Source organism: Hymenobacter sp. (assembly GCF_036388155.1).
Classification (GTDB): domain Bacteria; phylum Bacteroidota; class Bacteroidia; order Cytophagales; family Hymenobacteraceae; genus Hymenobacter.
This window is the reverse complement of the sequence record NZ_DASVSI010000145.1, coordinates 33,044-51,867: the sequence shown is the minus strand read 5'-3', so window position 1 is coordinate 51,867 and position 18,824 is coordinate 33,044. Positions and strand designations below refer to the sequence as shown.

At 58.5% G+C, this 18,824-nt stretch carries 18 protein-coding genes; 7 read left to right on the top strand and 11 right to left on the bottom strand.

The features are described from left to right. Positions 1-113: 113 nt before the first annotated feature. The 4 genes from VF629_RS20530 to VF629_RS20515 form a co-directional block, all read right to left on the bottom strand. Positions 114-2,522: a 3-hydroxyacyl-CoA dehydrogenase/enoyl-CoA hydratase family protein gene (locus tag VF629_RS20530; RefSeq protein WP_331060375.1), complete on the bottom strand. Its 2,409-nt coding sequence runs from the start codon at positions 2,520-2,522 to the stop codon at positions 114-116. Positions 2,523-2,589: 67 nt separating this feature from the next. Next, positions 2,590-3,069, bottom strand: coding sequence for a MarR family winged helix-turn-helix transcriptional regulator (locus VF629_RS20525; RefSeq protein WP_331060374.1), 480 nt, complete (start codon positions 3,067-3,069; stop codon positions 2,590-2,592). 124 nt (positions 3,070-3,193) lie between these two features. Continuing rightward, positions 3,194-3,970 carry a carboxypeptidase-like regulatory domain-containing protein gene (locus VF629_RS20520; protein WP_331060373.1) on the bottom strand — a complete coding sequence of 259 codons (777 nt, stop codon included), beginning with the start codon at positions 3,968-3,970 and terminating at the stop codon, positions 3,194-3,196. A gap of 88 nt (positions 3,971-4,058) precedes the next feature. After that, positions 4,059-5,840 carry a long-chain fatty acid--CoA ligase gene (locus VF629_RS20515; RefSeq protein ID WP_331060372.1) on the bottom strand — a complete coding sequence of 594 codons (1,782 nt, stop codon included), beginning with the start codon at positions 5,838-5,840 and terminating at the stop codon, positions 4,059-4,061. A gap of 198 nt (positions 5,841-6,038) precedes the next feature. On the opposite strand from VF629_RS20515, the gene VF629_RS20510 reads away from it, so the two are divergent. From VF629_RS20510 to VF629_RS20495, 4 genes are all read left to right on the top strand, one after another. After that, positions 6,039-7,196, top strand: coding sequence for a formimidoylglutamase (locus VF629_RS20510; RefSeq protein ID WP_331060371.1), 1,158 nt, complete (start codon positions 6,039-6,041; stop codon positions 7,194-7,196). Positions 7,197-7,256: 60 nt separating this feature from the next. After that, a complete protein-coding gene (locus VF629_RS20505) occupies positions 7,257-7,520 on the top strand; it encodes a cytochrome b5 domain-containing protein (protein ID WP_331060370.1) in 264 nt (87 codons plus the stop codon). Positions 7,521-7,529: 9 nt separating this feature from the next. After that, positions 7,530-8,324, top strand: coding sequence for an N-acetylmuramic acid 6-phosphate etherase (gene murQ, locus VF629_RS20500; RefSeq protein ID WP_331060369.1), 795 nt, complete (start codon positions 7,530-7,532; stop codon positions 8,322-8,324). Positions 8,325-8,441: 117 nt separating this feature from the next. After that, on the top strand, positions 8,442-9,032 hold the full coding sequence (locus VF629_RS20495) for a hypothetical protein (RefSeq protein WP_331060368.1): 591 nt from the start codon (positions 8,442-8,444) through the stop codon (positions 9,030-9,032). 54 nt (positions 9,033-9,086) lie between these two features. Here the strand turns inward: VF629_RS20495 and VF629_RS20490 are convergent, their stop codons facing one another. The 3 genes from VF629_RS20490 to era form a co-directional block, all read right to left on the bottom strand. Then, positions 9,087-9,338: a hypothetical protein gene (locus tag VF629_RS20490; RefSeq protein ID WP_331060367.1), complete on the bottom strand. Its 252-nt coding sequence runs from the start codon at positions 9,336-9,338 to the stop codon at positions 9,087-9,089. A 171-nt stretch (positions 9,339-9,509) separates the two neighbouring features. Further along, positions 9,510-10,838, bottom strand: coding sequence for a ribosome biogenesis GTPase Der (gene der, locus VF629_RS20485; protein WP_331060366.1), 1,329 nt, complete (start codon positions 10,836-10,838; stop codon positions 9,510-9,512). Positions 10,839-10,983: 145 nt separating this feature from the next. Then, the gene (gene era / locus VF629_RS20480; RefSeq protein ID WP_331060365.1) at positions 10,984-11,880 is read right to left on the bottom strand and encodes a GTPase Era; all 897 of its coding nucleotides are present in this window, start codon (positions 11,878-11,880) and stop codon (positions 10,984-10,986) included. 227 nt (positions 11,881-12,107) lie between these two features. On the opposite strand from era, the gene hemH reads away from it, so the two are divergent. Then, positions 12,108-13,202 carry a ferrochelatase gene (gene hemH, locus VF629_RS20475; RefSeq protein ID WP_331060364.1) on the top strand — a complete coding sequence of 365 codons (1,095 nt, stop codon included), beginning with the start codon at positions 12,108-12,110 and terminating at the stop codon, positions 13,200-13,202. Here hemH and VF629_RS20470 read toward each other — a convergent pair. From VF629_RS20470 to VF629_RS20460, 3 genes are all read right to left on the bottom strand, one after another. After that, the gene (locus VF629_RS20470) at positions 13,199-13,915 is read right to left on the bottom strand and encodes a hypothetical protein (protein ID WP_331060363.1); all 717 of its coding nucleotides are present in this window, start codon (positions 13,913-13,915) and stop codon (positions 13,199-13,201) included. The two genes, hemH and VF629_RS20470, sit on opposite strands and share 4 nt — an antisense overlap. A gap of 69 nt (positions 13,916-13,984) precedes the next feature. After that, positions 13,985-14,425, bottom strand: a complete 441-nt coding sequence (locus VF629_RS20465; protein ID WP_331060362.1) for a PRC-barrel domain-containing protein — start codon at positions 14,423-14,425, stop codon at positions 13,985-13,987. A gap of 14 nt (positions 14,426-14,439) precedes the next feature. Further along, on the bottom strand, positions 14,440-15,099 hold the full coding sequence (locus tag VF629_RS20460; protein WP_331060361.1) for a hypothetical protein: 660 nt from the start codon (positions 15,097-15,099) through the stop codon (positions 14,440-14,442). Between the two features lie 170 nt (positions 15,100-15,269). Here VF629_RS20460 and VF629_RS20455 point away from each other — a divergent pair, with 170 nt between their 5' ends. Beyond that, positions 15,270-16,313 (top strand): DUF2157 domain-containing protein, encoded by a 1,044-nt coding sequence (locus VF629_RS20455; RefSeq protein ID WP_331060360.1) that lies wholly within the window; start codon positions 15,270-15,272, stop codon positions 16,311-16,313. Continuing rightward, on the top strand, positions 16,310-17,503 hold the full coding sequence (locus tag VF629_RS20450; RefSeq protein WP_331060359.1) for a hypothetical protein: 1,194 nt from the start codon (positions 16,310-16,312) through the stop codon (positions 17,501-17,503). Before VF629_RS20455 ends, VF629_RS20450 begins: the two co-directional genes overlap by 4 nt. Before the next feature lie 54 nt (positions 17,504-17,557). Here the strand turns inward: VF629_RS20450 and VF629_RS20445 are convergent, their stop codons facing one another. Continuing rightward, positions 17,558-18,727 carry a cysteine desulfurase family protein gene (locus VF629_RS20445; RefSeq protein ID WP_331060358.1) on the bottom strand — a complete coding sequence of 390 codons (1,170 nt, stop codon included), beginning with the start codon at positions 18,725-18,727 and terminating at the stop codon, positions 17,558-17,560. Positions 18,728-18,824: the final 97 nt, after the last annotated feature.

The following is an 18,824-nucleotide window of genomic DNA, read 5'->3' as shown; positions in this document are numbered from 1 at the left end:
TTGTCATCCTGAGTGCAGCGAAGGCCCTTATCACGCCGGCGCTGCTGGGGGTTGTTAAAACGCTAACAAAAGCGGCTGTGATAAGATGCCGCCTTTGTTAGCATGACAAATGATTAGTTGCGCAGCGGCTTGCCGGTGGTCAGGATGCTCTGGATGCGCTCCAGCGTCTTGCGCTCGCCGCAGAGGCTGAGGAAGGCTTCGCGCTCCAAATCCAGCAGGTACTGCTCGCTCACTTCCGTGGGCGACGAGAGGTCGCCGCCGCACATCACGTAAGCCAGTTTGTCGGCAATGAGCTGGTCGTGCGTCGAGATGTAGTTGCCCTGCTGCATGGCGTACACGCCGGTTTTGAACATGGCCAGCGCGCCCTTGCCGTGCACTTTGATGTTGGTTTTCGGCATCGGCTGGGTGTAGCCGGCATCGGCCAGGTCGAGGGCGGCGGCTTTGGCGGCGGCAATCACGCGGTTGCTGTTCACCACAATCTCGTCGCCGCGGCGCATGAAGCCAAGGTCGAACGCCTCAGCGGCCGACGTCGAAACTTTGGCCGTGCTGATAGTCATGTAGGTATTGCGAATCAGGTTGAGCTCGGGCTCGCCTTCTTCGTACTTGGCCGCCGTGCGCAAGGTCATTTCCTTGGTACCGCCGCCGGCCGGAATCAGGCCCACGCCGAATTCAACGAGGCCCATATAGGTTTCGGCCGCGGCCACCACCCGGTCGCAGTGCAGGTTGATTTCGCAACCGCCGCCCAGCGCGAGGCCGTGCGGGGCGCCCACCACCGGAATGCTGCTGTAGCGCATGCGCATCATGGCGTTCTGGAACTGCGCAATCATCATGTTCAGCTCCTCAAACTCCTGCTCGAGCGCCTGCATGTACACCAAGCCCAGGTTAGCGCCGGCCGAGAAGTTCGGCGCGTCGTTGCCAATCACGAGGCCGCGGTAGCCGGCTTCAGCCATGTCAACGCCGCGCAGCACGCCTTCGATAACGTCCTGCCCCAGCGAGTTCATCTTGGAATGGAACTCCACGTTCAGGATGCCATCGCCGAGGTCGATGATTGAGGCGCCAGCGTTTTTCCACAGCACCTTGCCGGTGGTCCGCAGGTTGTCAAGAATGATGAAATTCTCCACGCCGCGGATGGGCTGGTAGCTCTTGGTCTCGGCGTCGTAGTATTCCTTACTGCCGGCCGCGTTTACTTTGTAGAACGTGGTGTGGCCGGCGGCCAGCATTTCAGTAACCCAGGCAGCGGGCTGCTTGCCTTCGGCTTGCATCAGCTCGATGCCTTTTTGCACACCCATGGCGTCCCAGGTTTCAAACGGCCCCATTTCCCAGCCGAAACCGGCGCGGAGGGCGTCGTCAATCTTGTAGAGCGCGTCGGTGATTTCGGGCACGCGGTTGGTCACGTAGGCAAACAGGCTGCCGAAGCTCTTGCGGTAGAATTCGCCGGCTTTGTCCTTACCCGTTACCAGCACCGCAAAGCGCGGCGCCAGGGTATCCATGCTCTTCGTTAGCTCCAACGTCGTGAACTTCACCTTGGCGCTGGGCTTGTATTCCAGCGTAGCAAGGTCCAGCGCCTGAATTTCCGACTTGCCGCCTTCGCCTTTTACTTTCTTGTAGAATCCCTGGCCGGTTTTGTCGCCCAGCCACTTGTTCTCGCCCATTTTCTTGAGGAAATCGGGCAGCTGGAATACGTCCTTGGCTTCGTCGTTTGGCAGGCCCTGGGCCAGGCCATTGGCCACGTTCATCAAGGTATCAAGGCCTACCACGTCGGAAGTGCGGAAGGTGGCCGACTTGGCGTGGCCAATTACCGGGCCGGTGAGCTTGTCCACTTCCTCCACCGTCAGGCCCAGCTCCTGCATGATGCGCAGCACGTCCATGATGGCGAACACGCCCACCCGGTTGGCGATGAACGCCGGGGTGTCCTTGGCCAGTACCGTGGTTTTGCCCAGGTACAGGTCGCCGTAATGCAGCAGGAAATCCACGATGGCCGGGTCGGTGTCCGGCGTCGGGATGATTTCGAGCAGCTTCAGGTAGCGCGGCGGGTTGAAGAAGTGCGTGCCGCAGAAATGCTTCTTGAAATCGTCGGAGCGACCTTCCGTCATCAAGTGAATTGGGATGCCGCTCGTGTTGCTGGTGATGAGCGTGCCGGGCTTGCGGAATTGCTCCACGCGCTCAAACAGGCTCTTTTTGATGTCGAGGCGCTCCACAACCACTTCAATGGTCCAGTCGCAGCCCGCAATTTCCTTCAGGTTGTCGTCGAAGTTGCCGGTCTTGATGCGGCTGGCGTCGGCCTTGCGGTAGAGCGGCGACGGGTTGGAAGTGATGGCGGCTTGCAGCGCGGCGTTCACCAAGCGGTTTTTCACCGCTGGCGCGTCTAGCTTCAAGCCTTTTTTCTCTTCGTCGGGCAGCAATTCTTTCGGCGCGATGTCGAGCAAGAGCACCTGCACGCCAATGTTGGCGAAGTGGCAGGCAATGCGCGAGCCCATGACGCCGGAACCGAGCACGGCAACTTTCTTGATGGTTCTATTCATCCTCTGATGGGGTGAAGGGGTGGGAAAGAAATGAAGTGGGGTGGCAAAAGCCGTTCGCCGCCTGCTTTTAGGCTGCCGAGGGCTCCTGCCGCAAGGGTTTCAGCACAAAGTCTTCGAAGAGGGTCTTGCCCTCAATCATGCCCGTAATCTGGGCGGCCACTTTGAAGAAGTTGTCAAGCTGGCTCTGCGAGATTTTTTCCCGCATTTTCAGGTTGAAGTGGCGCACGGTCTGCCGCGACACTTCCTTTTTCTCCAAGCCAAGCGGCGTGAGGAAAATGCGCACCGAGCGTTTGTCCACCGAGTCGGCCTGCTTGTAGATGAGGCCCTTTTCCTCCATGCTTCGCAAAATGCGGGTGAGGCTGCGGGTTTCGAGGCCGAGCAGCGGCGCAATTTTGGTGGCCGGCGTGCCCTTCTCCTGGTCGATGTTCAACAACACGAAGCCGATGCTGGTAGTGATGTCGTTTTGCGCCGCCTGGGTGTTATACATCCGCGAAATCGCGTGCCAGGCCACTTTAATGTTGTAGTCTACGGTTTCTTCGGGTTTCATAAGCGGGCTGTAAGAGCGGTAAACTTACGAATAATTTGTTAGGCTTGCATAACATTTATAACAAAAAAAGCCGTCTGAAAATTCAGACGACTTTTTTCAAATACAGCAAATCCTAATACCCAAACTAGGGTACAATGAACGACACCACGCGCGTACCGTTCGGGTTCAGGCAAGTGTATACCCGGCGACCCGTCATGATGTCGGTGTAGCTGTCTTCTCCGTATCCGTAAGGAGCACCGTAAATGATAGCATATACGGTTGAGCCGCTGGCGAAGCCCTGCTGATTAAGAGCCGGGCCTTCCATATAGAAATCACTGGTAGAGCCATTCGAAGAGCCGCTAAAGTAGCTAACCCCGGTTGCTGAGGTGACGGTGGCCGAAGTCCCAAGGAACATGTGGGCACGAAGCCCCCGGTTTATGGACTGGCTAGGATTGGCAAGAGCGGCCGTTATCAGACGATACCGGTTTGCTCCCGTGCCTTGAATCGGACCTACCGCTGTCGAGGTAACCGTGGTACCCGAAACGCCCATAAGCTGGCGCGTGTAAAGAAAACTGGGCTGGCTGCCACCAACGTGCGGGTAGCCTTGCACCTTGATGGTACCATAGCCGGGCTTGGTATATACCATGGTGTAGGTACCACTTTTTACATTGGCCAGTTCGTAACGGCCGCTGGCATCGGTAGTAACCGTGACGGCAGGTGTGACGTTCTCCAAAGTCACCGTTACTCCATTTTTTGCCTGTGTGACACCAAATTCGTCCATGGTATCCATGAAGCCTACGATGCCACCGGTGAGGCTTGGTCCGGCCGGACCTGCGGGTCCGGGGTCGCCGTCTTTGCCTTTACAGCCATTAAGCAATGTTCCCACACAGATGGCAGACACAAAGAGTAGAGAGTGTTTCATTAAAAAGAAATAAGAAATGATAGTTTGCCATAAAGGTATAACCCAATCCTTCGGCTTCAAGCTTCTCACTCCCTACCTCTTCTTACTCCTACCGCTTCTCGGCGTGATGGTACAGGCCCTCTATCAAGTCTTTGTTGTTCTCGGTGATGACCTTGCGCTTCACCTTCATGGTAGGCGTTAGTTCGCCAGTCTCCACGCTCCACAGCTCCGGCAGCAGCACAATGCGCTTCACCTGCTCCCATTGCGCGAAGCTCTTGTTGTACTTCTTCACCAGGTCCTCGTAGAGGTCCACTACCTTCTCGTTCTTAATCAGTTCCTCGTTGGAGCAGTTGCAGTCAACGTCGTTGCGCTTGCACCAGCCTTTTAGGTCGGCAAATGAGGGGATGACCAAGGCCGAAGGAAACTTCTGGTCGGCGCCCACCACCATGGCTTGCTCGATGAGCGGGTCTTCTTTCAGCTTGCCCTCAATAACCTGCGGGGCAATGTACTTGCCGCCCGAGGTCTTGAACATTTCCTTCTTGCGGTCGGTGATTTTTAAGAACTTGCCATTCACCAGTTCGCCAATGTCGCCGGTGTGGAACCAGCCTTCCTCGTCGAACTCCTTGGCCGTGAGGTCGGGCTTGTTGTAGTAGCCCTTCATTACCGAGGCCGACTTAGTAAGAATCTCGCCGTCGCTCGCAATCTTGACCTCAACGTTGTCAATAATCGGCCCCACGGTACCAATCATGTTGTTTTCGGGCTCGTAGCCGCCCACCGCAATCACGGGCGAAGTTTCCGTCAGCCCGTAGCCCTCCATCACCCGAATACCAGCGGCCCAGAACACGCGCGCTAAGCGCGGCTGCAAGGCACCGCCGCCGCTCACGATGCAGCGCAAGTTGCCGCCCAAGGCGTCGCGCCACTTATTAAAGATGATTTTGTTCGCCAGGGCCAGCTGTGTGTTGTACATGAAGCCCTGGTTCTTCTGCGTGTCGAACTTCAAGCCCAAGTCCAACGCCCAGAAGAACAGGCTTTTCTTCACGCCTTCCTGCTCGTGGCCTTTGGCCACAATCTTGTCGTACACCTTCTCCAGCAAACGCGGCACGGTGGTGAAAATCTGGGGCTTCACCTCGCGCAGGTTGTCGGCAATGACTTCCATGCTCTCGGCGTAGTAAATGCTCACGCCGTTAAACATGTAGAGATAGGTAACCATCCGCTCGAAAATGTGGCACAAAGGCAGAAAGCTCAGCGCCTTATCATCCTTGGTAACGGGTACGAAGCGCTGCGAGCTGCGGCAATTGCTCAAGATGTTGTCGTGGCTGAGCATGACGCCCTTAGGGCTGCCGGTCGTGCCGCTGGTGTAGATGAGGGTCAGCAAGTCGTCGGGCTGCACGGCGGCTTTCAGGGGCTCTAGGTCGGCGGCGTTGCCTTTCTTGCCCAAAGCCAGCAATTCGTCGAAATGACGAGCGCCGGCAATGCGGTCGAAAGTAAAGATGTTTTCCGCCGGAATGTCGAGGCCAGCCGTGGCCTCTTTCACCTTGTCGTATAGCTTTTCGTCGGCCACGAACACGGCGCGTACGCCGGCATCGGTGAAAATGTATTTGTAGTCTTCGACGGTGATGCTCGGGTACATAGGCACGCTCACGGCGCCAATCTGCGAGATGCCGAAATCGGCCAGCATCCACTCGGGCCGGTTCATGCTGATGATGGCCACTTTGTCGCCGTGCTTGAGGCCCAAGGCCACCAAGCCCAGGCTGACCAGGTTGGCCTCGTCTTGCAGTTGCTGGGTGCTTTTGGGTACCCATTGACCGTCAGTCTTGGCGGCTAAAGCGTCACTTTTAGGCGAAGTGGCCAGTTGGTGAGGCAGGATATCGAAAGCGCGGCGAACGTCCATGGGTGGGGGTGGAAAAAGCGGAATGAGTGAATTTCAGTTTAAATAAAGAGCTTTTTTTCGGGCAATGCTACGGCAACGTTTCGGTTGTCCTAGCGTTGTGCCTACAAGCAAAAACCAAACGGGGAGCAAAAACAGTCAAAAAGCCCACAAATGCGCCTTTTTCCTGCGTAATTTTGGGCGCTTGCCTTTCCGTCCCTGATGAACCTGGCCCTGTTTTTTGACCCTCTGCCGGAAACGCTCACCGAAGCCGCCCCCGTGCCCACTACGCTGGCGGCCTACGCTACCCGCTTCACCGAGAACTTCCCCGACTGGCGCGCTGCTGACGTGGCCCTTGTGGGCTTGGACGAGTGGCGGGGCAGCGCGGCAGGGCCCCCGTCGGCGCGGCGCCACGGCGCCAACGAGGTGCGCCAGCGGTTTTACCAATTGCAAAAAGGGACGGGCAACGTGCGGCTGGTGGACTTGGGCAACCTGCGGCCCGGCCTCACGCTGGAGGACACCTACCAGCGCCTGCGCGAAATCATCGGCGCCCTGCTGGAAGAAAACACGGTGCCGGTGCTGCTTGGCGGCAGCCACGACCTGGACTACGGCCAGTTCCTGGCCTACGAAGCGCAGGACCGCCCCATCAGCTTTACGGTAGTAGACTCGCGGGCCGACATGGCCGAGCCCAACTCCAGCGTTGCGCCCGAGGAAAGCCACTTGCGCCGCCAATTGGTGCACGAGCCCAATTTCATATTCAGCCTGGCGCATCTGGCGCACCAGCAGTACCTCACGCCCCCGGAAGTGCTGGTGGCGCTGGAAAAGCTGCATTTTGAAACCATGAGCGTGGGCGAAGTGCGGGCGGACCGCCGCCAGGCCGAGCCACTGGTGCGCCAGGCCGACTTTATGAGCGTGGACATTGCGGCATTGCGGTGGCAGGACGCGCCCGGCTACTACCCGGCCAACCCTTTTGGCCTCAGCAACGAAGACGCGGCCCAGTTGTGCTGGTATGCCGGGCACAACGAGCAGCTCAGCTCTTTTGGCCTGTACGGCTACCGGGCCGACATCGACCCCAACGGCTTGGCCGCTGCCACGCTGGCCACCATGCTGTGGTATTTCGTGGAAGGCTTCTACCACCGCCGCCCCGAAACCGGCTTCGGCACGTTTCGCTTTCTTACCTACACCGTGGTATTGCCCGGCAATCCCGACAAGCTGGTGTTCTACAAATCGCGCCGCGCCGACAAGTGGTGGATGGAGGTAGAGCGCCTAGGCGACAACGCCGTGAAACGCGTGGTGCCCTGCACTTACGAAGACTACCTGAACGCCTCCCAGGGCGACTTGCCGCAACGCTGGATTCGGCTGCAAGCCCTGCTGAGTTAGGTTTTAGTTGTCAGTTGTTCGTTGTCAGTTGTTAGCATTGCATTGCCCACCTGTTACCTCATGAGCCAGACAACTGACAACGAACAACTGACAACTAAAACTTATACCAAAGGCCAGCTGGCCCTGCGCAACGGGCAGGACCGCGACGAAATCTGGGTGGCGTACCAGGGCAAGATTTATGATGTGAGCAAGTCGCGCCTGTGGCGGCGCGGCAACCACTACGAGCACTGGGCGGGGCAAGACCTCACGGCGGAGCTTGACAAGGACGCGCCGCACACGGCCAATGTATTTGATAATTTTGCCGTCATTGGCCACTTGATATAATCCCACCGCATGACCACCGAATCCCCCTCCTACTACGACCACCTCGAGACCCTTTCCACCACCGCTGTGCTGGAAGCCATGAACCAGCTCGACCACACAGTGCCCCAAACGGTGGCCAAATCACTGCCTCAGATAGAGCAGTTGGTCGAAGTGACGGTGGCGCGGCTCGGGGCGGGCGGACGGCTCTTTTACATTGGTGCTGGCACCAGTGGCCGGTTGGGTGTGGTGGATGCCTCGGAGTGCCCGCCCACGTTTGGAGTGCCCGCCGAAATGGTAGTGGGCATCATGGCGGGCGGCGACTCGGCCATTCGGGTGGCGGTGGAGGGCGCGGAAGACGACGCCGAACAAGCCTGGAAGGACTTGCAGGCGCACAGCATCAGCAGCAAGGACGTGCTGGTGGGCATTGCCGCATCGGGCCGCACTCCTTACGTGATAGGAGGCCTCACGCAGGCGCGCGCCATGGGCGTGGCCACGGGCTGCGTGGTCTGCAATGCGGGCTCGGCCGTGGCTGCGGCTGCGGAATTCCCCGTGGAAGTGGTGACGGGCCCGGAGTTTCTGACCGGTAGCACCCGCCTCAAGGCTGGTTCGGCGCAGAAAATGGTGCTCAACATGCTCACCACGGCCACGTTTGTGCGGTTGGGTTACGTGCGGGGCAACAAGATGGTCGACATGAAACTTTCCAACGTGAAGTTGGTGGAGCGCGGCGAACGGATGCTGATGGACGAGCTCGGCATTGACGAAGCGGAAGCGGCTGCCCTGCTGAAACAACACGGCAGCGTGCGCGCCGCCTTGATGGCGCGCTAAGCCCGAACAGGAACGCGGGTGGGCAGGTTTGGCGTTAGAAAACGCCGTTCGCTTGGCAGCGAAATGGGTAACCGGACGCACGATGGTGCGTTTTAAGCAAACCCCTCCTTCCCTATCATGCACACCATCGAGCCCCACTACAACTGGATTGACCAATATTCGGCTTCGGAAGACCCTCGTTCTCCGTTGTTTGAAGCCGAGAATAGTCTCGAGAGCTTCACCAATACCATATACGGGTACTACATCCACCCGCAATGGGACAGCCTGGGGTCGGACACGCTGTTCCTGAAAATACTGTTTGTGGACTACGAGGACGGCGTGGCCGTGCTCGAATTCATTGGAGAATGGAACGACGCCATCGAAAACGACATCATGGAGCTGAAGCGCAACATCGTGGACGTGCTGGTGCACGAGGGCGTGCGCAAGTTTGTGCTGGTGGGCGAGAACGTGTTCAATTTCCACGGCTCCGACGATTCGTACTACGAGGAATGGTTTGAGGACGTGGAAGAAGGCTGGATTGCGGGCGTGAACTTCCAGGAGCACGTGCAACGCGAAATGCACCAATACAACGTCGACAACTACATCAATTTTGGTGGCCAGCTCGACGATTTGCCATGGCGCACCTACGAGCCGCGCCGCCTATTTGAGGTGGTCGACAACTTGCTGAACCGGCGCCTGGGCACCCCCGAAACAACCTTGGGGGAATAAAAAAAAAGCCCCACCGTTGCCGGTGGGGCTTTTTTGTGCTCTTGGAAGCAAGAATTACTTCTTAACTTCTTCAGCGGGAGTCTCGGTAGCAGGAGCCATTTTGTCGGCACCAGCTTCCATTTTGTCGGCGCTAGCATCGGCGCTTTCGCGTACCGAGTCAGCAGAGGCTTCCATGCCTTCAGCTTTGGCTTCGCCAGCTGCTTCTACGTTGTCAGCCGACTGTTCAACAGCCTCTTCTTTCTTGCTTTCGCAAGCGGTGAACGAGAACGAGGCAGCGGCCAGGGCGAGGAACAATACTTTTTTCATCTTGGGTTGGGTTAGATATTGATGTTAAATCGAGTTAACCTTCGAGCACCCACCAGCGACGGGTTCCAAATTCGGGGCTTTATACCCGAGCTTATAGAAGGTAACCCACCCCAACCAAGGTTTATAAGAAATTGACAAAAAGAGCCTTTTGGACGTTACCGCCGCGCCGCGCTATTTTTTCCGGAACACAATGCCAATGGGCACGCCGCTGAAGTCAAAATGCTCACGCATGCGGTTTTCCAGGTAGCGCGTGTAGTTGGCTTGCACGTACTGCGGCAGGTTGCAGAAGAAGGCAAACACCGGGTTGTGCGTGGGCAATTGCGTCACGTACTTGATGCGAATCATCTTGCCTTTCAGCGCCGGCGGGCCGTACTTCTCAATCTCCTTCAGCATGATGTCGTTCAGCTGCGAAGTCGGGATTTTGCGGCGCTTGTTGTGGTACACCTCAATGGCCGTTTCTATGGCCTTGTGCACGCGCTGCTTGTTGAGCACCGACACGAAAATGACGGGGATGTACGCGATGGGCGCAATCTTCTCCAGGATTTTCGCTTCGAACTCCTTGGCGGTGTTGGTATTTTTATCTTCCACCAAGTCCCACTTGTTCACCAAGATGACAATGCCTTTGCGGTTCTTGTCGGCCAGGGTGATGATGTTCACGTCCTGGGCCTCAATGCCGCGGCTGGCGTCGAGCATCACAATGCAGACGTCGCACTCTTCCAGTGCACGCAGGCTGCGCATGTTGGCGTAGAATTCGATGTCCTCGGTCACTTTGGCCTTGCGGCGCAAACCGGCCGTGTCCACCAAGATAAACTCGTTGCCAAACGCGTTGTAGCGCGCCGAAATCGAGTCACGGGTGGTGCCGGCAATGTCGGTCACAATGCTGCGGTCTTCGCCCAACAGCAGGTTTACCAGGCTCGACTTGCCCACATTGGGGCGGCCGACCACGGCAATGCGCGGGATTTCCGACTCGGGCTCTTCTACGCCTGGGTCGTCGAAGTGGCTCACCACAGCGTCCAGCAATTCGCCGGTGCCGTGGCCGTTCTGGCTGCTGATGGCAAAAATCTCGCCCTCGCCCAGACCCAACGAGTAAAACTCGCCAGCGCCGTGGGCGCGCAGGTTAGTGTCGGCCTTGTTGGCCACCAGGTAGATGGGCTTTTTGCCCATGTAGCGCCGCAACACGTGCGCAAACTCTTCGTCGAGGCCGTGCACGCCGGCTTCCGCGTCTACCATGAACAGGACCACGTCGGCCTCTTCAATGGCTAGCTTTACCTGCTTGTTGATTTCACCTTCGAAAATATCTTCCGAATTGTGCACGTAACCTCCCGTGTCGATGACGGTGAAGTTCTTGCCAATCCAGTCGCCGTAGCCATAATGGCGGTCGCGGGTAACGCCGCTCTCGTTGTCCATGATGGCCTTGCGCTGGCCCACGAGGCGGTTGAATAGCGTGGATTTGCCCACGTTGGGCCGCCCCACGATGGCGATGGTGTTTTGCTTAGACATGTTGTGTGCCCCAGCCGCCGACCCGACCTAGATTCGGCAGTGCCCGGGGTTATTTAGGTTATAGATGGTCGGATTTGATGTAGCGCGGACTTTTAGTCCGCGCGTGGTAGTGCTATTGCGTCGCGGACTAAAAGTCCGCGCTACTTTACTGGTAGCCGAAACGGCTCAGGGCCTTGGGGTCGGTGCGCCAGTTCTCGTTCACTTTTACGTGGAGTTCGAGGAACACCTTCTTCAGGAAAAACTTCTCCATTTCCTCCCGGGCCCAGGTGCCAACTTTCTTCAGCGCCTCGCCGCCCGCACCGATGATGATGCCTTTTTGGCTGCTGCGTTCCACGTAAATGATGCCGCGAATGCGGATGATGGTTTCTTCTTCTTTGAACTCTTCGATGACAACCTCGCAGCTGTAGGGAATCTCCTTTTTATACAGCTTGAAGATTTTCTCGCGAACCATCTCTGCAGCAAAAAAACGCTCTGGCTTGTCAGTTAGTTCGTCTTTTGGATAGTATTCGGGGTGAATAGGCAGGCGCTCCAGCACCATCTGCAACACCTTCTCGGTGCCGAATGCATTGAGGGCTGAAATGGGCAATACCTCGGTGGCGTTGGGAAGCTGTTCTTTCCAGTAGGCCAGCTTGGCTTCTACTTCTGCTTGGTCGGCCTGGTCGATTTTGTTAACCAGCAGAATAATAGGCGTGTCCACCATTTTGCGCAGCCGCTCCACCACAGGTTCTTCGTCGTGCTTTTCATAAATATCCGTCACGAACAGGACCACGTCGGCGTCTTCGAGCGAGGAGTACACAAACGACATCATGGCGTTGTGGAGCTCGTACTTCGGCTGAATGATGCCCGGCGTATCGGAATAAATGAGCTGAAAATCTTCGCCGTTGAGAATCCCTAGGATGCGGTGGCGGGTGGTTTGGGCCTTGCTGGTAACGATGCTGAGCCGCTCGCCCACCAGCGCGTTCATGAGCGTGGACTTGCCCACGTTGGGCTTGCCGATGATGCTCACGAAGCCGGCACGATGGGGTTTAATTTCGGGGTTCACGATGGATGGGTTTGATAATCAGGGCCGCAAAGGTACGAGATTTGCATGGCAAAAGCTATTACTGCCCCAAAGAAGGCAGGAGGTGGCACCGGCTGCCAGTGCCCAAAACGCGGCTTTGGCAGCGCAGCCACATGGCCTTTGCTGAAGCAGGCAAACCAAGGCCCTGCCAAAACGGTTGCTTAGCCGCACGGCCGGTAGTCCGCGCGCTGCTGCTGAACTTTGCACCGATGAATCCTCTTACCTCTGCTCCCAACACCGCTGCTGCGCCAACGCCTGCTGCGGCTGCGGCCACTATTACCGCCCGCCGCGTTGGCGTTTTGCTCGTCAACCTTGGCACGCCCGACTCGCCGAAAACGCCGGACGTGCGCCGTTACCTCAACGAATTTCTCACCGATGGCCGAGTGGTAGACATGCCAGCGGCCATTCGCTACCCACTGTTTCAGGGCTTGGTGGTGCCGTTGCGCGCGCCCAAGTCGGCCAAAATCTACCAGGAGCTTTGGACGGAGCGCGGCTCTCCCCTGCTGTTCCACGGGCTTGACCTTCAGAAGAAAGTACAGGCTGCGCTGGGCCCTGGCTACGTGGTGGCCTTTGGTATGCGTTACCAGAACCCCAGCATTGCGAGCGCGCTGAAGGAACTGCAGGATGCAGCCGTGGAGCGCATTGTGGTGCTGCCGCTGTTTCCGCAGTATGCCTCGGCCAGCACCGGGTCGGTACAGGAAAAGGTGATGGACATTGTGAAAGACTGGTGGATAGTGCCCAGCATCAGCTTCATCAGCCAGTTTGCCACCGAGCCGGGCTTCATTGCCACCATTGCGGCGCGCGGCCGGGCCGAGATGGCTAAGCACGACTACGACCACGTGGTGTTCAGTTACCACGGCATCCCCGAGCGCCACGTCAAGAAAGGAGACCCGACCAATTACTGCCGCTTCGGCAGCTGCTGCGACACCCTCACCGACCAGAACCAGTACTGCTACCGCGCGCAATGCTTTGCCACGTCGCGCTTAGTTGCGGCAGAGTTGGGCCTGAAGCCCGAGCAGTATACCGTCAGCTTCCAGAGCCGCTTGCAAAGCCGTTTGCGCGACCCGTGGCTGCAGCCTTACACGGACGAGGTACTGAAGGAATTCCCGGCCAAAGGCATCAAAAACGTGCTGGCTTTCAGCCCCGCCTTCGTTGCCGACTGCTTGGAGACGACCATCGAAGTGGGCGAGGAATTCAAGGACCTATTTGAGGAATCAGGTGGAGGCCATTGGCAGCTTGTACCCTCCCTAAACTCCGAGCCGCAGTGGGTTGACACCGTGGTGGAGATGATTAAACGCAGCTAAGGTTTTTCGGTCCCGCGCTTGTTTAGCACTATGTGTGCGCTCACCTGCCCCACAAAAAGGCTCATGTCGTTTCCAATTTGTGGCGTCTCGACGAACCCTTGCAGGCCCAAGACGCCGGAAAGCGCAAACCAGCGCGACACCTGGTAGCCGTATTGAAAGGTTGGTTGAATAAAGGTGATTTGGCGCCCGGCAAAGGACGTGGTCTGGACCGGGCCACCGAGCGTATCAGCGCGCATCCTTTCGAAGCGGTGGTAATAGGCTCGGCCCACCCGCAAGCCAAAGCCCCAGCTTCGGTTGTCCTCTACTAATATCACAGTGGGCTGGACATAGCCATAGGTATAACGTACCCGGTATTCCGTAGCAGAACCAGTGCCAGTGCACTCGAAACATGCGCCAGTGCTGCCCGAGCTGCCACCCCCCGTAGCCAAACCCGCGTGCCCACCCAGTCGCCACAAGCCATTCGGCGACTCGTAGTAATACCCCAGGCCCAGGTCCGCGGAGCGAAAGCCCTTGGCGGTGCTCAAGCGTCCCTTGCTGAGTAAAGCGGTATGCACTACCAGTTTGTTGGTGACTTGATAACCGGCTTGCAATTCACTGGCGTTGGTGCCCGTCGAAATCCGTATCTCGGCTTGGCCTTGGTCGCGGGTGAGCGGGATATAGGCAGTGTGAGGCACCAGCGTACGGGCGCACCCTGCCAGTAAGAAAGCGGCCAATGAAAAGAGTACAAGTAGGTTCATGGCAGCAAGAGCTACTTCATACCCAAAAGGTTGCGTGCGGTGAGCCTAGCGGCGGCGATAAAACGCACTTACATCATGCGCGGGGCTGCCGTAGAAGTCACCGTCGGGCACCGGCTCTAACCCTAGCGCGCGCATCATGGCGGTTTCGTACTCGCGCGTAATCTGAATTTCGACGTAGGGCGGGTAGTTCAACACCGACTCCGCATTGAGCGCGGGCACAAAAACGTTGTCGCCGTCGCTATCGAGGGAGGCCACCCCAATGGGCAGCAAAATGTGGTTTTCGTGCTCGTTTATGTGAAAGCGGGTGTCTAGCTCGATGTCGAGGTAGCGCACTTTCAGCGCTTGAAGGTCCACAATCAGCTCGTGTACCACGCCCAGGGCTTGGCCATCGCCGCCGCGCACGGTCCACCCGCGTACGTCGGGGTTGCCGTCGGCCACTTCAAAATCGGTCAGGTCGCGCAAGCGACGTAGCACGGGAGTATCCATAACCTAAGGGTACGTTATTTGGCAGGCTCGCTCAGCACGCGCACGGCGTCGGCGGCCTGGGCAAGAAATTGCTTGTTCTGCTGCTGTTCGGCGGCGGTTGCGCTGCGGCCAGAAAGCTGGTTGGCCTGGCGCACCAAATCGTCTGCCACGTCGCCCAATTCCGGATAGGCCTTTTGCTGCATGGCGCGGATGAGCGAAGCCGCGGCCACAAATCCGGCGCGCAGCCCCGCATTGGGTTCGCCCAAGCGGTTGGTGGCACTGGTTAAGTTGTCGCGCTGCTCGATGACGGTTGGGTCGCGAAGGTCGTCCCGGTCGGCCAGTGCCACCAGCACGCCCGTCAGCTTTTGCAGGCCGTTGAGCGCGTAGTCAGGAGCGGACGGGTCCGACGACGCCTGAGTCGCTAGCGAAGCCGCCGTTTCCGACTCGCCAACGCTGGAAGTGCTGTTCCTATCAGGCGCAGCCGTTGCAGAATCAATAGCTAATTGGGTAGAGGTGGCCGTTACGGCGGTGTCAACGATTCCCTCCTGAGCGGTAGTCGCTGCCGGGGCAGTTTCATCGGCTGGGTTAGGCCGTAAAAAGAAATAGGCCGCCGCAGCCAGCACTATAGCTGCCAGCAGCACCAGAATCCACGGACTCGGAGCCGATTTCTTGCGTTGAATATTGATGTCGGCCATGTCAGATGATGGGTGATGCGTTGACTTACGAAACAAGGCAAAAATAGTCGGCCTACTTCCACGGCCTGCTACTAATGCCCGGCCCAAAGTACGGAGCCGTAGCGGCACAGTTGCCCCTACAAATGCTGTAATTGCAGCCGCCCCGGTGCCACAACAACCGGTTCCCTCCCATGCCGTTCTCGCCTGAGTCTAACCCTTACCTGGCCGATTTGCAGGCCCGGGGCCTGTTTCTGCCCGAGCAGGCGGCCGCCATTGCGGCGGCCGACGAAGCCCGCCCCTTTTCGCTGCACTACGAGCTGCGGGCGCTGCTCTACCTGGGCATCACGCTGCTGGCGGGTGGCTTGGGCGTGCTCATTTACCAGAATATCGATAGCATTGGGCACGGCTTTATCATCTTAGTAATTGCTGCCCTAATGGCTGCCTGCTTCGGCTATGCGGCCCGGCACCGGGCGCCTTTTACTTGGGGAATGAGTTCGCGCACTTCCGTTGGGGCCGACTACCTGCTGCTGCTCGGCTGTCTGCTGTTTGTGGTATTGGAAGGCTACGCGCAGTATCAATACAACGTTTTTGGTACGCGCTACGGGCTGGCTACGGCGGTACCTGCGCTGGTATTTCTACCGCTCGCTTATGCATTCGACCACCGCGGCGTACTTGCCATGGGCCTCACGGCGCTGGCCTCGTGGGTGGGCCTTACGGTGGCGCCCCTGGCCGTGCTCACCGAGAACGAGTTTTGGAACGACCGCATTCGCGGGGCAGCTATCGGCTTGGGACTGCTATTGATGGCGGCGGGTTTCTACTCCGAATACCGGGACCGCAAAGCGCATTTTGCTTTCACCTACCTGCTGCTGGGTAGCAACCTGGCACTGGCCGCACTGGCTACTTTGCTGGTCCAGGCAGCCTTGCACGACCAGCCGATACTGGGGCTGAGCTACGTGGTGGTGATACTGGCGCTGTGCGCGGGCCTGTACTGGTATGCCCGGCGCACGCAGTCGTATTGGTTTCTGGTGCTGGCGGCCGGCTACGCCTACTTCGCGGTGGGCTACGTGCTGGTGCAGGTCGTGATGCTGTTGCCTTCCGAACTCGTTTTCATGGCTGCGTTCTTTCAGTTTCCGCTGTCAGCCATACTGGTGGTGGTTTTCTTTATCAACATCAAGAAAATCATGCGCGGACCAACCGACGTGCCTAAGTCGCCCACGTCCTCTCCGCAAGCATGAAAATACCGGCTTACAACCTAGATTGGGCCTTCAATGCGGCGGTGCGGAACCGGGCGGCGCGATGGCAGCGCCAGCAGCTGGTCAGCGCCGACCAACTGACCGCCATCGAAGCGGCCTACCCACTGGAATACTACCGGCCGGCCTGGCCCCTGCGCGTGGGGCTGTTTATTTTCGCGGCCATCGGGCTGGCGCTGGGCAGCGGCTTTGTCTTTCTGGTTGTGGGGGGCAATTCGCCGTTCGCCGCGGGGCTGTTCTTTTGCGCAGCCTGTTTCGGTATCCTGGAGCTGATGATTAAAGAGCGACGCTTCTACCACGCCGGGGTCGACAATGCCTTGCTATACGCGGGGCTAACCAGCGCTGGCGGGCTCATCTACTACGCTTTTTCGGAACACCTGTGGCCCCTGAGCGGTCGCTATTACCTCAGTCTAGGGGCCAGCTACCCGGTGTTTCTGTTGGTACTTGCCCTGTTGGGAGCCGCCGTCCTACGCTACGCCGATGCCATCGTGACGGCAGCGGCCGTTACCGTGACACTGCTATTAGTCGCGCTGCTTGGGTTCAACAGTGCGTTGGGCCAGATGCTGCTTCCCTTCCTCCTGATGGCCGCCGCCGGGGGCCTGCTGCTGCTGTACCGTGCACTGGCCCGGCGCCTAGCCAGCACGTACCTCGCCGACTGCTACGCCAATTGCCTACTTGTGCTCAAGGTGCTGGGGCTAGCGGTGCTGTACCTCGCCGGCAACTACCTGGTGGTGCGGGAAGGCAACGCGGAACTGCGCCACCAGTTTACCTCCACCCAAATTCCGTTTGCGCCGATGTTTTATGCGCTCACGGCCGGCATTCCCCTGCTTTACGTGACGCTGGGACTGCGCCGGGCCGACCGTGCCCTGCTCCTGCTGGGCCTGCTGGCGCTGGCGTTTTCGCTCTTTACCCTGCGGTACTACCGCTCGCTGCTGCCGCCCGAAATTGCGGCCCTGGTGGGCGGGGTTGTGCTCACGGTGCTGGCCGGCGGGCTGCTGCGGGTGCTACGGCCGGCCCGCTTCGGCCTCACCTCCCTGCCCGACGAGCCGCGCCATTTCAACCTCGAAAACCTGATTCAAGCCCAAACCGCTCACGCGCCGGAGGCTCCCGTCACCAGCGGCTTCGAGTTTGGCGGCGGGCAATCGGGCGGCGGTGGGGCTACCGGGCAGTTTTAGAAGAGTTGCGGCTTGCGAGGGTTGACACCACTATTCGCCCCTCAACAGCTCCAGTTACGCCGTCACCGGACGGTACAGCTTGGCCAGCGCCGCTACGGCATAGTCTACTTCGGCCTCGGTGTTCATCTTGCTCATCGAGAAGCGTACCGTGGCCCGGTCTGGGTCGCAACCCAATGCTTCAAGTACATGCGAGCCAGCCTGCGCCCCGCTGGTACACGCCGAGCCTCCCGACGCCGCTACTTTGCTAATGTCCAAATTGAACAACAGCATTTCACTGATTGCTGAAGGCGGCAAGCTCACGCTCAACACGGTGTACAAGCTTTTATCAGCAATTTCTGAGCAGCCGTTGAACTGCACGTCGTCAATTTCGGCCCGCAGCTTTTCGATGAAGCGGTTTTTCAACCCTTGCACGTGCGTTTGGTGCGCCGCTAGGTCGCGAACGGCAATTTCCAGCGCTTTGGCCAGGCCCACAATGCCGTACACGTTCTCAGTGCCCGAGCGCACGTTGCGCTCCTGCGCGCCGCCGTGGATGAGCGGACTCACTTGCACGCCGCTACGCGTATAGATGAACCCAACGCCTTTGGGGCCGTGGAACTTGTGCGCCGAACCTACCAAAAAGTGGTTTTTCAGCTGCTGCACATCGTGCCGGTAATGCCCCATGGTCTGCACCGTGTCGGTATGGAATACGGCATTGTGCTGAGCACAAATTTCCCCAATGGTTACAATGTCGTTGAGGTTGCCAATCTCATTGTTGGCGTGCATCAGGCTGACGAACGTGCGCGACCGGCCGGCCAGCAGCTCTTCCAGATGGGCCATGTCCAGGGTGCCCTGCTCGTTGTGGCGCACGTAGTGCAGCTCAATTTCACCGGACTTGGCCAGTGCTTGCAAGGGATGCAGCACCGCATGGTGTTCCAGCGGCGACGTGATGGCGTGCTTCAGCCCCAGCGTCCGGATACTGCCGAAGGCGGCGTAGTTGTCGGCTTCGGTGCCGCCGCTGGTAAAAATAATTTCGGCCGGCGCGGCATTGAGCAGGTGGGCTACGGTTTTGCGGGCGTTTTCAATGGCCGCCCGCACCTGCCGGCCGGGACCGTGCAAGCTGCTGGGGTTGCCGTAGTGCTGGCTCAGAAAAGGCAGCATGGCTTGCAGCACCTCAGGGTCGAGCGGGGTGGTGGCGGCGTTGTCGAAATAAACGAATGAAGGGGTGGAAGAGGTGGTTTGCGTCATATACAGAAGTGAAGACCGGAACTGCAAGGTGTGGGTGCACCTAGCAGTTTCGCAATATCGTCATACAAAGCTCGGATAGATTGGCCGTAACCGCTCC